This is a genomic window from Salipiger sp. ABN3_019 (genome assembly GCF_056158605.1).
Genome location: NZ_JBSWTP010000010.1, coordinates 1,311,067 through 1,330,119, shown reverse-complemented (window position 1 = coordinate 1,330,119; position 19,053 = coordinate 1,311,067). Strand labels below are relative to the sequence as shown.

Genomic DNA, 19,053 nt, shown 5'->3' with positions numbered 1-19,053 from the left:
CGCCAGCACATGGCGCAGCGCAGCAGACTGAGAGGCACGAGACATGCAAAAGACGCTATTGCTGACCGGGGCGAGCCGGGGGATTGGCCATGCCACGGTGAAGGTGTTCCAGGCGGCGGGCTGGCGGGTGCTGACCGTCTCGCGCACGGGCTTTGACGACCGCTGCCCGTGGCACGCCGGATCCACCGATCACTTTCAGGGCGATCTGTCGAACCCCGAGAACCGCGCCGATCTGGTGGCGCGGGTGCGCGAAAGCCTTGGCGGTGGCCCGCTCAACGCCATCGTCAACAACGCCGGGATTTCTCCGAAAGGGGAGGGCGGCTCGCGGCTCGGCATTGCCGAAAGCTCCGACGAGGTCTGGCGGCAGGTTTTGGCGGTCAACCTGATGGGACCGGCGGCGCTGATGCGCGATCTGCTGCCCGAGCTTGAACAGGGCAAGGGCGCGGTGGTCAACGTCGGCTCGATCGTCGGCTCGCGGGTGCACCCGTTCGCCGGGGCGGCCTATGCCTGCTCCAAGGCGGCGCTGGCCGCGTTGACGCGCGAGGCGGCGGCAGAGCTTGGCCCGCGCGGGGTGCGGGTGAACATGGTGACGCCGGGCGAGATCGAGACCGAGATCCTCTCGCCGGGGACCGAGGAAATGGCCGAGATCATTCCGCTGCGCCGCCTCGGCAAGCCGGACGAGGTTGCGCGCGTGGTGCTGTTCCTGTGCTCCGAACAGGCCTCTTACGTCAACGGTGCCTCGATCGACGTCAACGGTGGCCAGCATGCCTGAAGCAAAGGGGCGGGCGTGATGCGACACGCCCGCCCCCGCGGTTTTGCTCCCAGGGTAGGGGGCGGCTCAGTAGCCGCGCCCCGCATCCGCCAGATCAGCGCAGGTGCCGGTTTCCTCATAGGTCTTGAGGTTGGCGGCAATGATACGCCCGCCGGTGGCCGCGTCGATCTGCGAGGCCACATGCGGCGTCACGGTGATCGCCGGATGATCCCAGAACGGGTTGTCGGTCGGCAGCGGCTCTTGGTGGAAGACGTCGAGCGTCGCCTGCTTGATCTGGCCGCTGTCGAGCGCCGCCAGCAGGTCTTCGTCCACAAGGTGCGGGCCGCGCGCGCAGTTGATCACGCAGGCACCTTTGGCCAGTTTGCCGAAAAGCTCGGCATTCATCAGCCCGCGGGTCTGGTCGGTGAGCGGCAGCAGGTTCACGAGGATTTCGCAGCCCGACAGGAACTCGTCGAATTGCTCGGGGCCGGTGAAGGTCTCGACGCCCTCGATGCTCTTGGGCGACTTGGACCAGCCGCGCGTGGTGAAGCCGAGCCCGGCCAGCGTCTGCGCCGCAGCGGTGCCGAGGTTGCCAAGACCCATGACGCCAACGATGCGGTTCGGGGCGACGGGAACGACGATCGCGTGCCAGTCCTTTTCGGCCTGCGCCTGCAGCTGACGCGGCATGTCGCGGTGATGGCGCAGCACCTGCAGCGCCACATATTCGCGCATGCGCTGGGTGAGGTCGGTGCCCACCGTGCGGATGATCGGCACGCCCTGCGGCAGCGCTTCGTCGGCCAGCACGTGGTCGATGCCGGCGCCGATCGAGACGATGGCCTTGAGGTTGGGCAGCTTGGCCAGATCGCCGGTGCGCGGACGCCAGACGACGGCATAAGTGACCGCCTCGGGGTCGGTCACCTCATCCAGCGGCTGGACCGTCCATCCGGGCAGCAGGTCTTGCAGCATATCCACCCACCATTGGGTCTTATCGGCGAGGGGAAGATAGACGGCGACAGTCATGGGAACTCCTTGGGTGTGGCCTTGGTATCGGAGACAAGGGAATGAACTTCAAACAGCTCGAAGCCTTCTACTGGCTTAGCGAGTTTCACAATTACAGGCAGACGGCAGAGCATCTGGGTCTGACGCAGCCTGCGGTGTCCGCGCGGATTCAGTCGCTCGAGAAGGACCTCGGCAAGACCCTCATCGACCGCGAAGCGCCGGGCTTCGTGTTGACCGATCAGGGGCTGGAGGTGGCCGAGTTCGCTGTCGACTTCCTGAATTTGCGCGAGGCGATGATGGGACGGCTGCAGGACAAGCAAAAGCGCGGGTTGAGCATCGGGCTTGCGGGCATGGCCGCGCTGACTTGGGGGCCGCTGCTGCGCGCCGCGGTCGAGGCGGCGCATCCCGAGCTGATCCTCGACATTTACGCCGGATCGGACCTGCAGCTGCGCCGCTTTGTCGAGGCCGGCACGCTGGACGCGGCCTTCACCGCGACGGGCGACAGGGCACGCGGCACGGATTTCGCCGTGCGCTACGACGTGGGCTGGGTGGCGCGACCCGATGTGATCGAGGGCAGGGCGATGCCGATGAGCCCGGACGAGCTGCGCAAGCTGCCGCTGGTGCTCTATCCCAAGACCTCGCCGCTCTTCACGCCGGTCGCCGACTATGTCGACGACATGCGCGAGCGTCCCGCGCCGCGCCACTACGGCAATTCGCTCTCGACGATCTGCGAGATGGTGCGCGGCGGCTACGGCGCTTCGGCGCTGGCGCTCACCGCGCTGCGCGAGGATTTGGCGCACGGCACGGTCGTCCATATTCCGGCGACCGAACCGCTCGCGCCGCTGCACGTGTCCTGCACCCACCTCAACCGGGCCCGCCGCAAGCAGGTGGTCGAAGTGCTCGAGCTGGCCCGTGAGGCTGCCAGAGAGTGGTGCGCAGAACATCCTGACTACAGCTCCTTCGTCGAGATCTGAGGGCTTAGCCCTCTGTCTTGGCCTTGACCATCTTGGTCGCACCGGACATCTCACCGAGGTGCGTGCCAGCGGTGACCTTGGCCTCATTGACGCGGCCGCGCTCGGTTTTCAGCTCGCCCTCGGCCAGCACCTCGTCGAGGTCCTCGGGGGCAATGAACAGCACGCCGCTTTCATCTGCCAGCACCGCGTAGCCCGGAAGAACGGTGGCGCCGCCGATCGAGACCGGCACGTTGAAGCCGCCGCCGGTGTTGTAAAGCCGCGTGGTGACGGGCGAGGGGCCGCGCGACCACATGGCGAAATCCTGGTCCTTGATCTCGGCGGTGTCTGTGTGCGGGCCGTCGACGCAGCCGCCTTCAAGGCCGATCATCGCCGCCATACGGGTGACGCCGCCGCCCCAGCAGGCGTATTTCGTGTCGCCGAGACGGTCGACGGCAAGGAAGTAGCCCGGCCCGCACTGGCTAAGGCAATGGTGCAGCAGTGTGCTGTCGAGGCCCGGAATGGCCAGCGTCGCGACGGTGGCGGCGACGACCTTGCCCGGCAGCACCGGCTGGATCGTGGGGGCGGCAAAGCCGTAGTGGTAGAAGTGGCCGATGGTGGCGGTTTCGAGCTTTGCCAGCCGGTCGAGCTTGTCCTGCGGGATGGGCTCGGGCATCGGGTTCAGCTTGTAGACGAGATTGGACATGGGTCCCTCTTTTAGTTTTGTGGTCCGAGGATGAGGTCGGGCAGCAGCGTTACGGTCTGCGGCACGAAGGTCAGGAGGATGAGCACCGCAAAGAGCGGCAGCAGCATCGGCAGCACGGCCATGGTCACTTTCTCGAAGCGCACGCGTCCGACTTCGGCGACGATGTAGAGGCCGATGCCCATGGGCGGCGTGGCGATGCCGATCAGCAGGCCAAGTTGCATGATGATCCCGAAGTGCACGCGGTCGATGCCATAGGCGTCGATCAGCGGCAGCAGGGTGGGCACAAGGATCAGCTTGGCGGGCACGCCCTCGACGACGCAGCCAACAAGGATGATGAACACCAGCAGCAGAGCAAGGAAGACGTTCTTGTTCTCGGTCAGGCCGAAGGTGAACTCGGCCAGTTTCTGCGGCGTCTGGTCGATGGCCAGCAGCCAGCCCATGGCGATCGAGAAGGCGATGATGATCATGATGACCGCGGTCATCATTGCGGTGTCCGACAGCGCGTTGAAGAAGGCGCGGAAGGTCAGCTCGCGGTACCAGATGCCGATCAGCACGCAGTAGATGCAGGCCAGCACGCCCGCCTCGGTGGCGGTGACGAAGCCGAACATGATGCTGCCCAAGATGATCGCCGGGGCGACCAGTGCCAAAAAGCCATGCTTTGCGGTGCCTACGACTTCGCGCGGGGTGGCGCGGGGCTGGGTCGGGAAGTCCTGAAACTGCGCGCGGATACGCACGTAGATCATCAGCGCCAGACCGACGAGAATGCCCGGCACGAGGCCCGCAAGGAACATCCGCTCGATCGATTGCTGCGCGAGGAAGGCATAGAGCACGAGGCCGATCGACGGCGGGATGAGCGGCCCGATGACCGAGGAGGCGACGGTGATCGCGGCGGCGAAATCGGGCTTGTAGCCGCTCTCGCGCATCGCCTTGATCTCGATCGCGCCCAGACCGGCGCAGTCCGCCACGGCGGCGCCCGAGATGCCCGCGAAGATCATCGAGGAGAGGATGTTGACCTGCGCGAGGCCCGCCTTGAGGTGGCCCACCAACGCATTGGCGAAGGCGAAGATGCGCTCGGTGACGCCGGTGGCGTTCATCAGATTGCCCGCCATGATGAAGAAGGGCACAGCGGTCAGCGAGGCTTTGTTCACCCCTTCCAGCATCTGCTGGGGAATGATCTGCAGCGCGGTGGAGAAATCCGAGGTCAGGAAGGTCAGCACCGTTGCGGTGCCGATGGCAATCGAGATCGGAACGCGCAGCAGGATGAGCGCGATGAATGTGCCGAAGAGAATCCAGGCCATGGTTTACACTTCCGGATGGTGGTCTGTGACGTTCTCCGGCAGCCCGGCAACCAGTTTCGCAAGATCGAGAACGGCGGTCAGGGCAACGAGGAAGGTCGAGATGAAGAGGGGCGCAGAGAGGGCGAAGCGCGGCAGCTCGGCGCCGCCGGGGAGGATCGCGCCGTCATAGACGCCGTTCGAAGTGGCGATGACCATAGGCAGCTGCTGAAGCAGCACGCCGGTGACCAGCAGCGTCGCCGCGTCCGACAGGATGCGGGTAAAGACGACACCCGCCGGGCCAAGCCGCTCGGCCAGAAAATCGATGCGCACGTCCTTGAGACGGGCGTAGAGGGCGAAGAAGCCGAAGAAGCTGAGCCAGATGAAAAACACCATCGTCCACGGCCACATCCAGTAGGGCGCCATGCTCATGGGCCGCAGGATGATCGTCGCGGTGGTCAGCCCCAGCATCACCAGAAGGCAGATGTTGGAAATCCAGAGGAACACGCCGCCCATGGACCAGTTGAAACGGTCGAGGCGGTTGAGGGCCCGCTGCAGCGGGCCCTCCGGCGAAAGGTCGAACGGCGTCACTGCGCGGGCGCCCGGGCCGCTTCGACGGCTTCCATGAAGCCCTCGGGCAGCTCGCCCTTCTCGGCCATCTCTTCGTAGAAGGCCTTCATCTTCTCGACCAGCGGTGCGGTGTCGAGCACGGTGTATTCGGCGCCATCGGCGACCATACGCTCGATGCTCTCGTCGGCGACGCTGAACATCAGGTCCTGCGACATCTCACCGGCTTCTTCATAGGCCTTGAGAAGACCCGCACGGGTGTCTTCGTCGAGCGCGTTGAGGGCGCTTTCGTTGACCATGAAGCCAACCGACTGCCAGTATTCGTCCATGCGGGCGATATACGGCGCGACCTCGTTGAAACGCATGGATTCAACCAGCGCGACCGGCGAGTTCACCGCTTGCACGATGCCTTTCGAGATACTCTGATAGACTTCGGTCCAGGGCAGGGTGATGACCTCGGCGCCCAGACGGTCCCAAGTGTCGATCGCCACCTTGTTCTCGTGCATGCGCATCTTGAGGCCTTCGTAATCGGCCGCCGTCTTCACCGGAACGTTCGAGACGGTGACGCGGAACGGGCCGCGCAGCACAAGGGTCGGATCGCCCAGCGGACGCACGCCGGATTTTTCGGCGGCATTGTCGAACCAGCCCTTCACGGTGTCGGAGTTCATGAACCGCTGCCAGTGGGCAAAGTCGTCAAAGGCGTAAGGGCCAGCGAGCCAGCCAAGCGCGGGCTCCCACTTCTTCATGTAGCCAAAGCCCTCGGCGTAGACCTGCACGATGTTGGCCTGCAGCTGCTCGAGAACGGCGTTCTCTTTGCCGAGCTGCTCGTTGGGGTAGACGGTAATCTTCAACTCGCCGCCGGTGTATTCCTCGGTCAGCTCGGCGAATTTCTCGAAAACCTGCCCCTCGGGGCTGTCGACCGGCATCTTGGTGGCCATTTTCCAAGTGGTTTCGGCCTGTGCCGCAGAGCCGAGCACCAGCGCGAGGCTGGTCGCGAGGCCAAGAAAGGTTCTTTTCTTCATGTGTCGTTCTCCGTGTTGGGGGAAATGGCCGGGTTGTCCCGGCTCATTGTTGTGAATGCGTGGATCCGGGGGCTGATCAGTCGTGCAGACCCTTGGCGACATGGTCGCGCACGAGGCCCGCGCCGATCTCGGCCAGCCGCGCCACCAGCACGTCACCGGTCTCTGCCGAGCAGAGCGTCGGGTTGCAGGCGTAGGCGCCGGTCTCGGTCGCTTCGAGCGCCTCGATCGGGGCCTGAATTTTCGCGCCGTCATACTCGACCGACGAGAAGCCGCCGATGGCCATGCCCTTGATGGTGCTGCCGGTGGGGGCTTCGCGCACGAGGTCCTTGCGGATCAGGTCGGGGTAGAAGTGCAGGCCGACCGAGGTCAGCGGATCGCCGCCATGGCCCGACGAGGCCTTGGCCTTCTCGGCGCCGATCAGCGCGGGCAACTGGCCATAGGCGACCTGCCACAGATACATCGACGGCACGAAGAGACCGGCCTTCTGGCGCCAGCGCAGCGCGACCTCGGTGATCGCGGGGACGTTGCCGCCGTGGCCGTTGACGATCATCAGCTTGCGGATGCCGTGCCGGTTCAGACAGCCGAACATGTCGTCGAGGATGCCGCAGAGCGTCGCGTGGCTGATCGAGATGCCGCCGTGGCTCGACTCGAAGTAGTCCTTGCCGCCGAAGGGGATCACCGGGGCCACAAAGGTGGGCACACCATCGGCGCGCGCGGCCTTGGCGATCTCCATCGCCATCAGGTCAGCGGCGAGATAGTCGCCCATCGGTGCGTGGATGCCCTGGTCTTCCAGCGAGCCCATGGGCAGCAGCACCACGGCCTCGGAGGTCAGTTCCTGACGGGCCTCTTCCGAGGTCAGCTCGGCGATGCGGATCTTCTCGATCATTTGGGGAGGTTCCTGTTGCTTTGGTCGTCTTTGAGGTCAATGAAGCCGTGCCGGGCCGCAGCCGTCCAATTCATTCGGGTTGCCTTGCCATAGAGAAAATTTTTCAATTTTTACCGTGGCTTGTCGCCATAAACACAGCTCCGCCGCAACGGTCGCGCAGGGCGCGCCGCGGGGGTGGGTGGGGCGCTTTCCGGGGCCGGGCGGGATCGCTTCGGCTTTGGAAAACGCAGTCGTTCTGAGTGCTGGCAGCGAGGCGGGGGTCGAGTATGCCCCGCTGCCCGAGGCGGGCTTAGCCCGCGGTGGTCTGGGGCTGCGGCCCCGCTTTGATACAGGCGGCGCGCCAACCGGTGCCGACCGGCTCCAGCGCGGGCACGGCTACGGCGCAGGCCTCTTCGGCCATCGGGCAGCGGGTGCGGAACGGGCAGCCCGAAGGCGGGTTCGCCGGACTTGGCAGTTCGCCCTCCAGCACCTTGTCGCGCGCATCGTCTCCGCGCGCCTCCAGCGACGGCGTCGCCGCGAGCAGGGCGCGGGTGTAGGGGTGAGCCGGTGTGCCAAAGACCTTTTCGGCGGGGCCTTCCTCGACGATGCGGCCGAGGTACATCACCACGATGCGGTTGCAGAGGTGGCGCACCACATGCAGGTCGTGGCTAATGAACAGCATCGCGAGGTCGAGATCGCGGCGCAGGTCCATCAGCAGGTTCACCACCTGCGCTTGGATCGACACGTCGAGCGCCGAGACCGGCTCGTCCGCCACGATGAAATCGGGCCGGGTCGAGAGCGCGCGGGCGACGGCGACACGCTGCCGCTGACCGCCCGAGAACTGATGCGGACGGCGCTGCGCCGCCGAGGCGGGCAGGCCGACCTGTTCGAGCAGACGCGCGACCTCCGCGTCGACTTCACTCGACGGCACGATGTTATGGGTGCGCAACCCGTCGGCGATCTGCGCGCCGACGGAGCGGCGCGGGTCGAGCGATCCGAAAGGGTCCTGAAACACCATTTGCATGCGGCGCGACAGGCGGCGGCGGTCGGCTCCGGTGATCCCCGAGAGGTCGCGGCCATCGAAGGTCACGGCCCCTGTGGTCGGAGCGTCGAGCCCCAGCATCATCCGGCCCAGCGTGGACTTGCCGCAGCCGGACTTGCCGACCACGCCGACGGTTTCACCGGGCGAGACGGTCAGGCTGACGCCATTGACCGCCCAGACGTCCTTTTTCTTGCCGAGCAGGCCCTTGCGCGACGGGAAGTTGCGGCCAAGGTCTTTTGCCTCGACCAGCGGTGCAGTGGGTACGTCGTGGATCAAGAGACATCCTCCCAGCGGAAGCAGCGTGTCAGCCGGTCTGAAGTGGGCTCTGCGGCCTGCGGTGCATGGTCGATGCAGCTGGGCAGCGCATAAGAGCAGCGCGGTGCAAAGCGGCAGCCGGTGGGCATGGCGCGGGGCGAAGGCACGGCGCCGGGAATGGCCACCAGCCGCTCGGAGCCGCCCTCGGGAACGGAGGCGATCAGCGCCTGCGTGTAGGGGTGCTTGGGCGCTGCGAAGACTTCGGCGACCGGGCCTTCCTCGACCACTTCACCGGCGTACATCACGGTCACCCGGTCGGCGATCTCTGCGACCACGGCCAGATCATGCGTCACGAAGATCATCCCCATCTCGGGCGTCTCTTCCTTGAGCCGCGCGAAGAGCTGCAGGATTTGCGCCTGAATCGTCGGATCGAGCGCGGTGGTGGGCTCGTCGGCGATCAGCAGCCGCGGGTTGTTGGCCACGGCCACGGCGATCATCGCACGCTGTCGCTGCCCGCCGGACAGCTCGTGCGGATAGGCCGAGACGCGGGTCTCCGGGTCGGGAATGCCCACATGGCGCAGCAACTCGATGACGCGGGTCTTGAGGGCCGCGTCGTCGATGTCGTGATGCGCGCGGATCGCCTCGCCGACCTGCTCGCCGATGCGCAGCACCGGGTTGAGTGCCGCCGCAGCGTCCTGAAAGACCATCGAGATGTCCTCGCCGCGCAGGGCGCGGAAGCCATCTTCGTCAAGGCCGGTCAGGTCGATCGGCGCGCCGCTGCGCGAGCGGTAGACGGCAGAGCCGCCGGTGATGCGCAGCGTGTCGGCCAGCAGCCCGGTCATCGCAAGCCCGGTGAGGGTCTTGCCCGAGCCGCTCTCGCCGACCAGCGCCACGGTCTCGCCGGCGCGCACGGTGAGACCGACACGGCGCACCAGTTCAAGGTTGTGCGCGGCAATCGACAGGTCGCGGATCTCCAGCAGCGGGGCGTCGGTTTCGAGCGCTTTGACCGGCTTTTTCGCCTTGTGCTTCTGGCGCGGGCGCAGCCACAGCGCGCCACCAGCGGTGAAGCTGCGCGGATCGAGCACCGACTGCAGCCGGTCGCAAAGCAGGTTGAAGGTGAGGATCGTGCCAGCCAGCGCCAGCGACGGCCAGACCAGCAGCAGCGGGGCAACCTCCATAGCGCCGCGCGCCGAGCGGATCATCAGGCCCCACGACGGGGTAGGGGGCACGACGCCGAGGCCAAGGAAGCTCAGACCGCTTTCGATCACCATGGCCGAGGCCACCACCAGCGACATCTGCACCAGAAGCGGCGGCAGCACATTCGGCAGGATGGTCCGCACGAGGATGCGCAGCGGATGGGTGCCCATGGCGCGCTGCGCGGTGACGAAATCGAGCCCGCGCACCTGCTGCGTGGCGGCATAGACCACGCGGGCATAGTTCGGCGTGTAGAGAATGGTCAGCGCGATGATCAGCGGCCAGGTGCCCGCGCCGAGGATCGCCACGACCAGCAGCGCAAGAAGCAGCGGCGGCAGGCAAAGGATGATCTCGGAGGCGCGCACGGTCAGCAGTTCGACCACGCCGCGGAAATAGCCGCCGAGCAGACCCAGCGTCGTGCCGATGGCGGCGGCGATCAGCGCCGAGCCGACGGCGATGAAGAGCGAGGCCCGGCCGCCCCAGATCAGGCGCGCCAGCACGTCGCGGCCAAAGTCGTCCTGCCCAAGCCAGTGCTCGGCGGAGGGCGGGGCGAAACGATGCGGGATGTCCATGCCGCGCACGTCTTGCAGCGGCAGCACGGGGGCCAGCAGCACGGTCGCGACGATCAGCGCGATGATGGTGCCGGGCAGAAGCAGTTTGCGTGTTGTCCGGCTCATCAGCGCACCAGCGAAATACGGGGGTCAAGCATGGCGTTCACCACATCGACCACGAGATTGAGAAGGACGAAGAGCACCGAGATCGTCATCACGATCCCCACCACTTCGGGATAGTCGCGCGCATCGACGGCGGTCACGAGGTAGCCCGACAGTCCGGGCCAGTTGAAGACGAATTCCACCAAGACGGTGCCTCCGATCAGCGTGCCAAGCTCGAGGCCGAGAATGGTCAGCACCGGGATCAGCGCGTTGCGCACCACGTGGCGGCGCAGGATGCGCGCGCGGCTGACACCCTTGGCGCGCGCGGTCCGCACATAGTCGCGCTCGAGCACTTCGAGCACCGAGGCGCGGCTCATGCGGGTGATCACCGCGAGCAGCGACAGCGCCACGGTCCCGGCGGGCAGCAGCAGCAGTTTGAGATGTTCGACCGGATCCTCGCTGAACGGCACGAAGCCCCCGGCAGGAAGCCATTTCAGCTCCTGCGCGAAGATCAGGATCACCACCGAGCCGACCACGAAAACCGGCGTGGACAGCGCGGCAGAGGCGAAGAATGAGATCACGGCGTCGGCGCGGCCATCGGCCCGGATCGCGGCGAAGGTGCCGAGCGGCACGCCGATCGCCGAGGCGATCAGCGCGGCCGACACGATGACTTCGAGCGTCCGGGGCAGGCGAAGCCCGATCTGTTCGATCACCGGCGCGCCATCACGGAACGACGCGCCGAGATCTCCGGTGAAGATACCGGCGATATGGTCGAGATACTGCTGCCAGAGCGGGGCGTTGAGCCCCATCTTCTCGCGCAGGGCGAGGACCGCATTGGGATCGGCCGGAATATTGCCCTGACTGAGCAGAAGTTCCGCCGGATCACCGGGGATCAGGTGCAGGAGCAAGAAGACGACGGTGACCACGATCCAGACAAGGAACAGGGCCACCAGGCTACGGAAGGCGATGTATCTCAACATGGGTTTGCGATCAGCCGATCATCGCTTCTTCCAGCGTGAAGCCGGAGTGGAAGGTCAGCTGGCCGGGCAGGTTGCCGAAGCCCGAGACATTGGCCGCCATGCCGTAGCCCTGTTCGCGCCAGCACAGGCCCATGATCGGCGCGGTCTCGATGGCGACGCGTTCCAGTTCCTTGTAGATCGCCTTGCGCTCTTCGGTGTCGAAGCTGGCGCGACCCTTGGCGAAGGCTTCGGAGATCTCGGGCGTTTCCATGCCGTAGCTGCGCGCGTAGCTGGGGCTCAGCGAGCCGTCGAGCACCGTGGCCAGACCGTCGGGATCGTTGTTCGCGGCGGCGGTGCCCATGACGGCGATGTCATAGGTGCCCTCGTTGCCCTTCTTCACGCGGGTCGACCATTCCGGCAGGTCGAGCGTGACGTTGACGCCGATCATCGACAGATACGCCTGACAGACCTCTGCGGTCGACTGGTGCATACCGTATTGCGCGGTCGACAGCATGGTGCAGTTGAACCCGTCGGGATAGCCCGCTTCGGCCAGCAGCGACTTGGCCTTCTCAGGGTCGTAGTTCCACTCGTTGGCGAACTCGGCGTTGTAGTATTCCGACGCGTCCGGCAGCGGCAGATGCTCAAGCGGCGCGCCGCGCTCGTAGAAGGCGGCTGCGGCGATGTCCTCGCGCTTGATCGCGTGGCCCATGGCGCGGCGGACGAGCGGGTTGTCGAACGGCGGCTTGCTCGCGTTGAAGGTCAGATACATGAACGGGCCGAAGGTGGTGTCGAGCTTCAGCGCGTCGTTTTCCGCAACCTGCTCCATTGCCTGCCACGGCACATATTCCACGATGTCCACGTCACCCGCTTCCAGCGCGGCGACGCGCAGGTTCTCGTCCGCGTAGACGATCGCCTCGATGGTGCTGACCTTGGGCAGGCCTTCTTTGTAGTAGTCGGGGTTGGCTTCGACGGTGACCGAAACGCCGCGGTCGGTCGAGACCAGCTTGAACGGACCGGCGCCCATCAGGCTGTCGCGCTCGGAGCCCTTCTTCATGATCGACATGTTGTAGTTGGCGAACCACTCCGGCAGCACCGCCTGCGGCTCGCTGGTCTTCATCACGACGGTTTTCTCGTCGGGGGTCTCGACCGAGGTGATGGTCGCGAGGCTGGCCTGCAGATAGGCAGCGGAGTCGGGCTTTTGCGCCTCGGTCACGGTCCATGCCACGTCTTCTGCGGTCACCGGGGAGCCGTCGTGCCACTTGGCGTCACGCAGCTTGAACGTCCAAGTGCCGTCTTCGGCCACGTCCCAGCTTTCCGCCAGTTCGGAGCGGATGAGGCCTTCCTTGTCGTAGCTCAGCAGGCCGCGGTGGCAGAGCACCTTGATGGTGCCGGCCGAAGTGCCGTTCGAAGCCCAGACGTCAAAGCTGGGCGGGTAGGTCGAGAGACCAAAGCGCAGCGTGCCGTTGTCCTGCGCGCGCAGGACCTTCGGGCCGAGGAATGTGAGCGCGCCAGCGGCACCCGTAGTGGCCAGAAAGCCCCGGCGGTTCATGTGGTTCTTCATCGTTTGGACTCCATGTTGAGGAAATGGGCTCTTGTCGGCCCTTGAATGAGAAGTGAGGCCTGCCGCGTTATTCCGCGGCAAGATGGGTGGTGGGTTCCGCGTCTTCTTCGGGGGCGCCGTAGCCGCCGCCGCCCGGGGTCACGACCTCGAGCCACTCGCCGGCGCGCAGGATGCCCGCGCCGCGGTCGAACGCTTCGGTCTCGGGGCTGGTGGCATAGCTGCCGTGGCCGCCTTCGCCGCCGCCCTGCAGGCCCCAAGAGCGCGACTGGTTACGCGAGATGTCGACGCGCACCATGCAGTCTTCGGTCGCGCGGTAGACCCGGCGCAGGCCCATGCCGCCGCGGAATTTGCCCGCGCCCGCAGACCCGTCGACCAACTCATAGCGCTCCAGCAGCAGCGGATATTCCAGCTCCAGCGCCTCCACCGGCAGGTTCGAGGTGTTGGTGGCATGCACGTGGATGCCGTCGAGCCCTTCGGCGTGAGGCCGCGCGCCGCCACCACCGCCGATGGTCTCGAGATAGACCCAGTAATTGCCTTCCTCGGGACCGGACTGGCGGGTGCCCGAAAAGAGCGCCACGGTGCAGCTCGAGTTGGTGCAGGCCGAGACGCGCTCGGGCACTGCCTGTGCGAAGGCGCCGATGATCAGGTCGGCGACACGCTGGCAGGTCTGCACGCGGCCATTCACGGCGGCGGGATGCGCGCAGTTGAGCACCGAGCCATGCGGCGCGTTGACGGTGATCGGACGGGCAAGCCCGGCATTGGGCAGCACCGTCGGGTCGATCACCGATTTGACGATGTAATAGACCGTGGCGAGCAGCGCCGTACGGGTCATGTTGATCCCGGCGCGCAGCTGCGCTGGGGCCTCGAAATCCAGGCTGATCTCATCGCCCGCGACGGTGACGGTCACCGCCAGCGGCAGCGGCGCATCGAGATCGAGGTTGTCGAAGACATCCTCGAACCTCCAGCTTCCGTCGGGCAGGGCCTTGATGCCCGCGCGCATCTTGCGCTCGGCGTAATCCAGCAGCGCCTCGCCCGAGGCCAGAACCGTGTCGAGGCTGTGGCGCTCGCACAGCTCCTGAAAACGCTGCACGCCGACGCGGTTGGCGGCCATCTGCGCGCGCAGGTCCGACAGGCGCTCGCGCGGGACCTGACAGTTGAGCAGGATCAGTTCCTGCACGTCCTTCTGCAGCTTTCCGGCGCGGTAGAGGCGGATCGGCGGGATCCGCAGGCCTTCCTGATAGATATGCGCATGCGCCCGGTCGACGAAATCCGAATGGTGCGCAAGGTTGACCGTCCACGCGACCAGCTCGCCGCCCACAAAGATCGGCTCGGCGAGCACGATGTCGGGCAGGTGGGTGCCGCCGCCGCGATAGGCATCATTGCCGACGAACACATCGCCGGGCTGCATATCGGCCGGGTCGTGATCGGCCAGCACCATCGGGATGAAGTCCAGAAAGCTGCCAAGGTGCACGGGGATGTGCTCGGCCTGACAGAGCGTGCGCCCCTCGCGGTCGAAGAGGGCGGTGGAACAGTCGCGGCGCTCCTTGATGTTGGTCGAGTAGGAGGCGCGCACAAGCGCCTCGCCGGTCTCTTCCACAATCGAAGAAAGCGCCGCACCGATGACCTCGACAGTGATTGGGTCGAGTGTGTGAGTGGTGGCCTGCTGGGTCATCGGGTTACCTCCAGAATGAGGTTTTCGATCTTGTCCACCGAGACGCGTACGCCCGGCGGGACAAGCGTCGTGGTGTCCATCTGCTCGACGATCGCCGGGCCCTCGAAGCTCATGCCGGGAGCGAGGCGGTCGCGGGCGTAAAGCGTGGTCTTGGTGAAGGCGCGGGTCTCGGGGTACCAGACGTCGCGGCTGCCGGTGATCGCGCCCGAGGCATCGGCGGCCCCAAGCGGGCGTTCGGGCAGGGCGGCTTTCTGCACCAGCCCCAGCGCCTCGGCGCGGAAGGTGACACAGAGGATACGTTCGCCCTCGACGGCAAAGCCGTAGAGCCGTGTATGCGCCTCAGTGAACCGCTCTTCGAGCAGCTTGAGCGCCGCCGCGTCGAGCGGGCCGTCCGGCACCGGGATCGACAGTTCGTAGTTCTGGCCCTCATAGCGCATGTCGATGCGGCGCGTGCTGCGACGCTTGCCCTCTGCGATGGCCTCTTTTTCAAACCATGCGCCGGTTTCCTCCTCGACCTCGCGCAGTGCCTCGGCGATCGGGGCGAGGCTGCTCTCCTCGAGCGGCAGGATGCGGGTAGAGGAGAAATCGGCGCGCAGATCGGTCAGCAGCAGGCCCATGGCGCAGAGCGTGCCCGGCGTGCGCGGGATGATGACGCGCGCCATGCCCAGTTCCTGCGCCAGCCGCACCGCATGCAGCGGACCGGCACCGCCGAAGGCCATCAGGGCATAGCCGCGCGGATCGTGACCGCGCTGCACCGAGATCACCCGGATCGCCTTGGCCATATTGGCGGTGACCACCGAGATGATGCCCTGCGCCACATCCATAGTGTCCATGCCCAGCTGATCGGCCATCCGGCCAAGCGCCTCGACGGCGAGATCGCGGCGCACGTCCATGCGCCCGTCGAGAAGGTGGGTGGGGTTGAGCACCTGCAGCACGATATTGGCATCGGTGACCGTGGGTTCGGTCGCGCCGCGCCCATAGCAGACCGGGCCGGGATCGGCGCCCGCGCTTTCCGGGCCAACCTTGAGCAGCCCGCCGCTGTCGATCGCGGCGATCGAGCCGCCGCCCGCGCCAACAGTGTGAATGTCGAGCATCGGCGCCTTGATCGGATAACCGTGCACGATGCTCTCGTTGGTCTGGGTGGTCTGCCCCGCCGCCATCAGCGCCACATCCGAAGAGGTGCCGCCCATGTCGAAGGTGATGATGTCGTCATAGCCTGCGCTGCTGCCGATCACCTGTGCGGCGACAACGCCGGTGGACGGCCCCGAAAGGACCGCGCGCACCGGGGTCAGTGCGGCGGTCTCGAAGCGCACCACACCGCCGTTCGATTGCGTAAGATGCGGCGGGATCGGCAGGCCGAGGTCTTTCAGGCGCGGGCTGAGGCGACTGATATAGCGGTGCATGATCGGCCCGAGATAGGCGTTGACCGTGGCGGTCGACAGGCGTTCGAACTCGCGGAACTCTGGCGCGATCTCATGGCTGGCGCAGATGAACGCATCGGGGAGTTCTTCCTCGACGATGCGGCGGGCGATGCGCTCGTGCTCGGGGTTGACGAACGCATAGAGAAAGCAGATCGCCACCGCCTCGACACCGGCGGCCTTCAGCGCCTGCGCGGCTTTGCGCACCGCGACCTCGTCGAGCGGCTTCAGCACCTCGCCGGTGTGCAGCATGCGCTCGGGAAGCTCGAACCGCAGGTCGCGCGGGACCAGCGTTTGCGGCTTTTCGGCAAAGAGGTCGTAAAGGTCGGGGCGCTTCTGGCGGCCGATTTCCAGCAGATCACGAAAGCCTTCGGTGGTCAGCAGCCCAACGCGTGCACCGCGATGGGTGATCAGCGCGTTGGTTGCGACGGTCGTGCCGTGACCGAGATACGCGATGGCCGACGCCGGATCAGCACCGCCGCCCGCGCGTTCCCGCATGCCTTCCTCGACACCTTGGGCGATGCCGCGCGAGGGGTCATCGGGGGTAGAGGATACCTTCCAGATGGCGATCTCGCCGCTGGCCTCGTTGAACATGCACACGTCGGTGAACGTGCCTCCCGAGTCGACTCCGACCCGCCAAGAGGCGTCGGTTTCGAAATCTGCAGCTCCGTCCATCATGGCTGGGTTGCCTTTCCTGTGTGTACTTCACGTATACATAGAGATGTGCTCGTCGCCGCGTGTCGAGACTGAACGGGCGAAAGATGTCCCATACGGGCACTTTTTGAGGAGAAAGGTGAATGAACAGACATTCTTCCATCGCAGGAGCCGAGCCACAGCCGCGCTTGTCGGCGCGCGAGTTGGCCTACGATTCGATCCGCTCCGGCATCCTCAACGGTGATTTCCCGCCGGGCGGCTACGTCGAAGAAGCTGTCGCCTGCGAATTGACCGGTGTGTCGCGGTCGCCGGTGCGCGAGGCGCTCAACCGTCTTGCCGCCGAGGGTTACGTCGATCTGCACCGGCGCAGAGGCGCGATGGTGCGCGCGATGTCTCCGGCCGAGCTGCGCGACCTGCATGAGGTTCGGCTGATGGTCGAGACGCAGGCGGTGATCAAGATTTGCCGCGAGCGGCGCGAGGTTCCGGACCGGCTCACCGCGCTGTGCGATGCGCATGAGGCGACCCCGGCCACGGACCATCTGAGCTGTCTGGAAAACAACCGCCAGTTTCACCAAGCGATTGTCGAGGCGGCGGGAAACACCGTGCTCGCAACGGTTTACGAAGGTCTGCAGGCCCCGCTGTCGCGGCTGGCGATGCTGTCGCTGCGCAAGGGGTTCGGCAAGACGGAAGCCATCGAGCACGAGCACCGGGCGCTTGTCGCCGCGCTGACCGCGTATGATGAGGCCCGCGCGCTGGAGATTGTTCACGAGCATCTTTCGCTTATGCCGCAGCTGGCTCGCGTCTTGCCCGGCTGACCTTTCGGTGCGCGCGGCGGCAGTCGAGGGGAGCGTGTGGGCAAGGGCGGTCATTGGTGCCTCTGGCTTGGGTCATTCGGCCTGCTGGAGCGTCGTGTTGAGTCAAAGTGAGCGGCCCGACCCCCGCCGCGTCCAATTCAAAAGTTTTGTGACACTAGAGATTTTTCTTATTGATTGATGCCACGCGGCGCGGCCGCTGGGGGCGTGGCACCTGCGATGCAACTCGCCTGATTTTGCAGTGAGAGCAGGTTTGGATTGGGGCAGGGGCTTCCCTTGGGGCAGCCGCTGGGCGCCCAAACTCGGGGTGCCTCGCCCGAAGAAACTTCAGCCGAACGATCCACCGAAAACTTTCCCACAGGCCCTGCATCTGCCCGCAACTTGAGCATGTGTCTCTGCCGGGCATCGCAAATGCGCCAGAGGGGAGCCCGCACGACCGGGCCGAGATTGCGAACCGTCCAGCCATGTGAAGAGCACAGCGATCACTATAACAAAAGTGTATCGCAATTGAAGGTATTGATATTTGTCTTATGCGCTCTTGCACCCCTTAATCCGTCGAGACTTCCGATGGAAACAGGTGTGCGCGACGTGAAAAATCTGGGTGACTGGGACATCATCGTGGTCGGCGGCGGCCTCGTGGGCACCGCCGCCGGGCTTGGCATGGCGCGCGATGGTGCGCGTGTGCTGATCCTCGATGCCTCCGACACCAGCTTTCGGGCGAGCCGCGGGAACTTCGGCCTCGTCTGGGCGCAGAGCAAGGGCGCGGGCAATCGTGACTATGCCACATGGACCCGCTCTGCGGTGCGTGCCTGGCCTGAACTGGAAGAGGAGCTGAAAGAGCTCTGCGGCGTGGATACCCACTATGAAAACGGCCTTGGCCTGCATCTGTGCCTGAGCGAAGCGGAGTTCGACAAGCGGGCAGAGATGATCGGGCGGGTCGCGGCGCATGAGCTTCCCGGCGACGATGTGCGGATGATCCGCCGCGATGAGCTGACCGAGATCATGCCGGGCGTTGGCCCGGAGGTTTGCGGTGCGTCGATCTCTTCGATCGACGGCGCCTGTCATTCGCTGTCGCTGTATCAAGGCCTCAGCCTCGGGGCTCAGGCCGCCGGGGCGACGCTGCTCTCGAACGTCGCGGTCAGCTCTATCGAGAGCAGCGACAACCGCTATACGGTCACCGCCGAAGGGCTGACGGCGAAGGCTCCGAAAGTGCTGATCGCGGCGGGGCTTGCGACCAATGATCTGGCGCGTCCCTTCGGCTTCCCTGATTTGGTCCGCCCGCAGAAAGGCCAGATCCTCGTGACGGAACGCAGCGCCCCGATCCTGCCTGCGGTGACCTCGGGCCTGCGGCAGACCGCCGAGGGCACGATCCTCATTGGCGACACCAAGGAAGAGACCGGCGAGGATCATTCCACCGGCGAAGGCATCCGCGAACTTGCCAGCCGCGCGGTTCGCCTGCTTCCGGCAATTGGAAATCTTCGGGTGGTGCGCAGCTGGGCCGCGCTGCGCGTTCTGACCCCCGATGGCAACCCCGTCTATGATGAGTCCCCCACTCACCCGGGGGTCTTTGTGGCCACGACCCATTCGGGTGTGACCTTGGCCCCCGCCCACCGAGGGCCGCTTGCGCAGTGGATCATAAACGGGCAGCGACCGCCCGAGTTTGCCAGCTTCACCGCGCAACGCTTTGCATAAAACCAAA

Annotated in this window: 16 protein-coding genes; 4 read left to right on the top strand and 12 right to left on the bottom strand. The window is 65.8% G+C overall.

The window, feature by feature from the left end:
* Positions 1-43: 43 nt before the first annotated feature.
* A complete protein-coding gene (locus ACXAD2_RS28270; RefSeq protein WP_066104903.1) occupies positions 44-772 on the top strand; it encodes an SDR family NAD(P)-dependent oxidoreductase in 729 nt (242 codons plus the stop codon).
* A gap of 66 nt (positions 773-838) precedes the next feature.
* Here the strand turns inward: ACXAD2_RS28270 and ACXAD2_RS28265 are convergent, their stop codons facing one another.
* Positions 839-1,771, bottom strand: coding sequence for a 2-hydroxyacid dehydrogenase (locus tag ACXAD2_RS28265; protein ID WP_475178320.1), 933 nt, complete (start codon positions 1,769-1,771; stop codon positions 839-841).
* A gap of 41 nt (positions 1,772-1,812) precedes the next feature.
* On the opposite strand from ACXAD2_RS28265, the gene ACXAD2_RS28260 reads away from it, so the two are divergent.
* Complete coding sequence (locus tag ACXAD2_RS28260) at positions 1,813-2,724, top strand: LysR family transcriptional regulator (protein WP_475178316.1); 912 nt, start codon at positions 1,813-1,815, stop codon at positions 2,722-2,724.
* Between the two features lie 4 nt (positions 2,725-2,728).
* Here ACXAD2_RS28260 and ACXAD2_RS28255 read toward each other — a convergent pair whose 3' ends face one another.
* The 11 genes from ACXAD2_RS28255 to ACXAD2_RS28205 form a co-directional block, all read right to left on the bottom strand.
* A complete protein-coding gene (locus tag ACXAD2_RS28255) occupies positions 2,729-3,406 on the bottom strand; it encodes an RraA family protein (RefSeq protein WP_475178313.1) in 678 nt (225 codons plus the stop codon).
* An 11-nt stretch (positions 3,407-3,417) separates the two neighbouring features.
* Positions 3,418-4,704, bottom strand: coding sequence for a TRAP transporter large permease (locus ACXAD2_RS28250; protein ID WP_475178310.1), 1,287 nt, complete (start codon positions 4,702-4,704; stop codon positions 3,418-3,420).
* 3 nt (positions 4,705-4,707) lie between these two features.
* Positions 4,708-5,271, bottom strand: coding sequence for a TRAP transporter small permease (locus ACXAD2_RS28245; RefSeq protein WP_475178306.1), 564 nt, complete (start codon positions 5,269-5,271; stop codon positions 4,708-4,710).
* Entirely contained in the window at positions 5,268-6,269 is a 1,002-nt protein-coding gene (locus ACXAD2_RS28240; RefSeq protein WP_475178304.1) for a TRAP transporter substrate-binding protein, read from the bottom strand. The genes ACXAD2_RS28245 and ACXAD2_RS28240 overlap by 4 nt, the downstream gene beginning before the upstream one ends.
* A 76-nt stretch (positions 6,270-6,345) precedes the next feature.
* Positions 6,346-7,155, bottom strand: coding sequence for a creatininase family protein (locus tag ACXAD2_RS28235; protein WP_475178301.1), 810 nt, complete (start codon positions 7,153-7,155; stop codon positions 6,346-6,348).
* 289 nt (positions 7,156-7,444) lie between these two features.
* Positions 7,445-8,452, bottom strand: a complete 1,008-nt coding sequence (locus tag ACXAD2_RS28230; RefSeq protein WP_475178299.1) for an ABC transporter ATP-binding protein — start codon at positions 8,450-8,452, stop codon at positions 7,445-7,447.
* The gene (locus tag ACXAD2_RS28225) at positions 8,449-10,302 is read right to left on the bottom strand and encodes a dipeptide/oligopeptide/nickel ABC transporter permease/ATP-binding protein (protein ID WP_475178296.1); all 1,854 of its coding nucleotides are present in this window, start codon (positions 10,300-10,302) and stop codon (positions 8,449-8,451) included. Before ACXAD2_RS28225 ends, ACXAD2_RS28230 begins: the two co-directional genes overlap by 4 nt.
* Entirely contained in the window at positions 10,302-11,258 is a 957-nt protein-coding gene (locus ACXAD2_RS28220) for an ABC transporter permease (protein WP_066104934.1), read from the bottom strand. The genes ACXAD2_RS28225 and ACXAD2_RS28220 overlap by 1 nt, the downstream gene beginning before the upstream one ends.
* Before the next feature lie 10 nt (positions 11,259-11,268).
* Complete coding sequence (locus ACXAD2_RS28215) at positions 11,269-12,798, bottom strand: ABC transporter substrate-binding protein (protein ID WP_475178291.1); 1,530 nt, start codon at positions 12,796-12,798, stop codon at positions 11,269-11,271.
* A 67-nt stretch (positions 12,799-12,865) separates the two neighbouring features.
* Positions 12,866-14,470, bottom strand: a complete 1,605-nt coding sequence (locus ACXAD2_RS28210) for a hydantoinase B/oxoprolinase family protein (protein WP_475178288.1) — start codon at positions 14,468-14,470, stop codon at positions 12,866-12,868.
* A complete protein-coding gene (locus tag ACXAD2_RS28205) occupies positions 14,467-16,566 on the bottom strand; it encodes a hydantoinase/oxoprolinase family protein (RefSeq protein WP_475178285.1) in 2,100 nt (699 codons plus the stop codon). The genes ACXAD2_RS28210 and ACXAD2_RS28205 overlap by 4 nt, the downstream gene beginning before the upstream one ends.
* A gap of 119 nt (positions 16,567-16,685) precedes the next feature.
* Between ACXAD2_RS28205 and ACXAD2_RS28200 the strand changes: the two genes are divergently transcribed.
* Together ACXAD2_RS28200 and ACXAD2_RS28195 are read left to right on the top strand one after the other, a co-directional pair.
* The gene (locus ACXAD2_RS28200; RefSeq protein ID WP_475178283.1) at positions 16,686-17,357 is read left to right on the top strand and encodes a GntR family transcriptional regulator; all 672 of its coding nucleotides are present in this window, start codon (positions 16,686-16,688) and stop codon (positions 17,355-17,357) included.
* 576 nt (positions 17,358-17,933) lie between these two features.
* Entirely contained in the window at positions 17,934-19,046 is a 1,113-nt protein-coding gene (locus ACXAD2_RS28195; protein WP_475178281.1) for an NAD(P)/FAD-dependent oxidoreductase, read from the top strand.
* The last annotated feature ends 7 nt before the right edge of the window (positions 19,047-19,053 follow it).

Bases quoted from the DNA above. Each gene is read 5' to 3' on its own strand.
- ACXAD2_RS28220 (WP_066104934.1), bottom strand. From the start codon at position 11,258: ATGTTGAGATACATCGCCTTCCGTAGCCTGGTGGCCCTGTTCCTTGTC.
- ACXAD2_RS28240 (WP_475178304.1), bottom strand. From the start codon at position 6,269: ATGAAGAAAAGAACCTTTCTTGGCCTCGCGACCAGCCTCGCGCTGGTG.
- ACXAD2_RS28205 (WP_475178285.1), bottom strand. From the start codon at position 16,566: ATGATGGACGGAGCTGCAGATTTCGAAACCGACGCCTCTTGGCGGGTC.
- ACXAD2_RS28260 (WP_475178316.1), top strand. From the start codon at position 1,813: ATGAACTTCAAACAGCTCGAAGCCTTCTACTGGCTTAGCGAGTTTCAC.
- ACXAD2_RS28200 (WP_475178283.1), top strand. From the start codon at position 16,686: ATGAACAGACATTCTTCCATCGCAGGAGCCGAGCCACAGCCGCGCTTG.
- ACXAD2_RS28255 (WP_475178313.1), bottom strand. From the start codon at position 3,406: ATGTCCAATCTCGTCTACAAGCTGAACCCGATGCCCGAGCCCATCCCG.
- ACXAD2_RS28225 (WP_475178296.1), bottom strand. From the start codon at position 10,302: ATGAGCCGGACAACACGCAAACTGCTTCTGCCCGGCACCATCATCGCG.
- ACXAD2_RS28215 (WP_475178291.1), bottom strand. From the start codon at position 12,798: ATGAAGAACCACATGAACCGCCGGGGCTTTCTGGCCACTACGGGTGCC.
- ACXAD2_RS28265 (WP_475178320.1), bottom strand. From the start codon at position 1,771: ATGACTGTCGCCGTCTATCTTCCCCTCGCCGATAAGACCCAATGGTGG.
- ACXAD2_RS28250 (WP_475178310.1), bottom strand. From the start codon at position 4,704: ATGGCCTGGATTCTCTTCGGCACATTCATCGCGCTCATCCTGCTGCGC.
- ACXAD2_RS28270 (WP_066104903.1), top strand. From the start codon at position 44: ATGCAAAAGACGCTATTGCTGACCGGGGCGAGCCGGGGGATTGGCCAT.
- ACXAD2_RS28235 (WP_475178301.1), bottom strand. From the start codon at position 7,155: ATGATCGAGAAGATCCGCATCGCCGAGCTGACCTCGGAAGAGGCCCGT.
- ACXAD2_RS28210 (WP_475178288.1), bottom strand. From the start codon at position 14,470: ATGACCCAGCAGGCCACCACTCACACACTCGACCCAATCACTGTCGAG.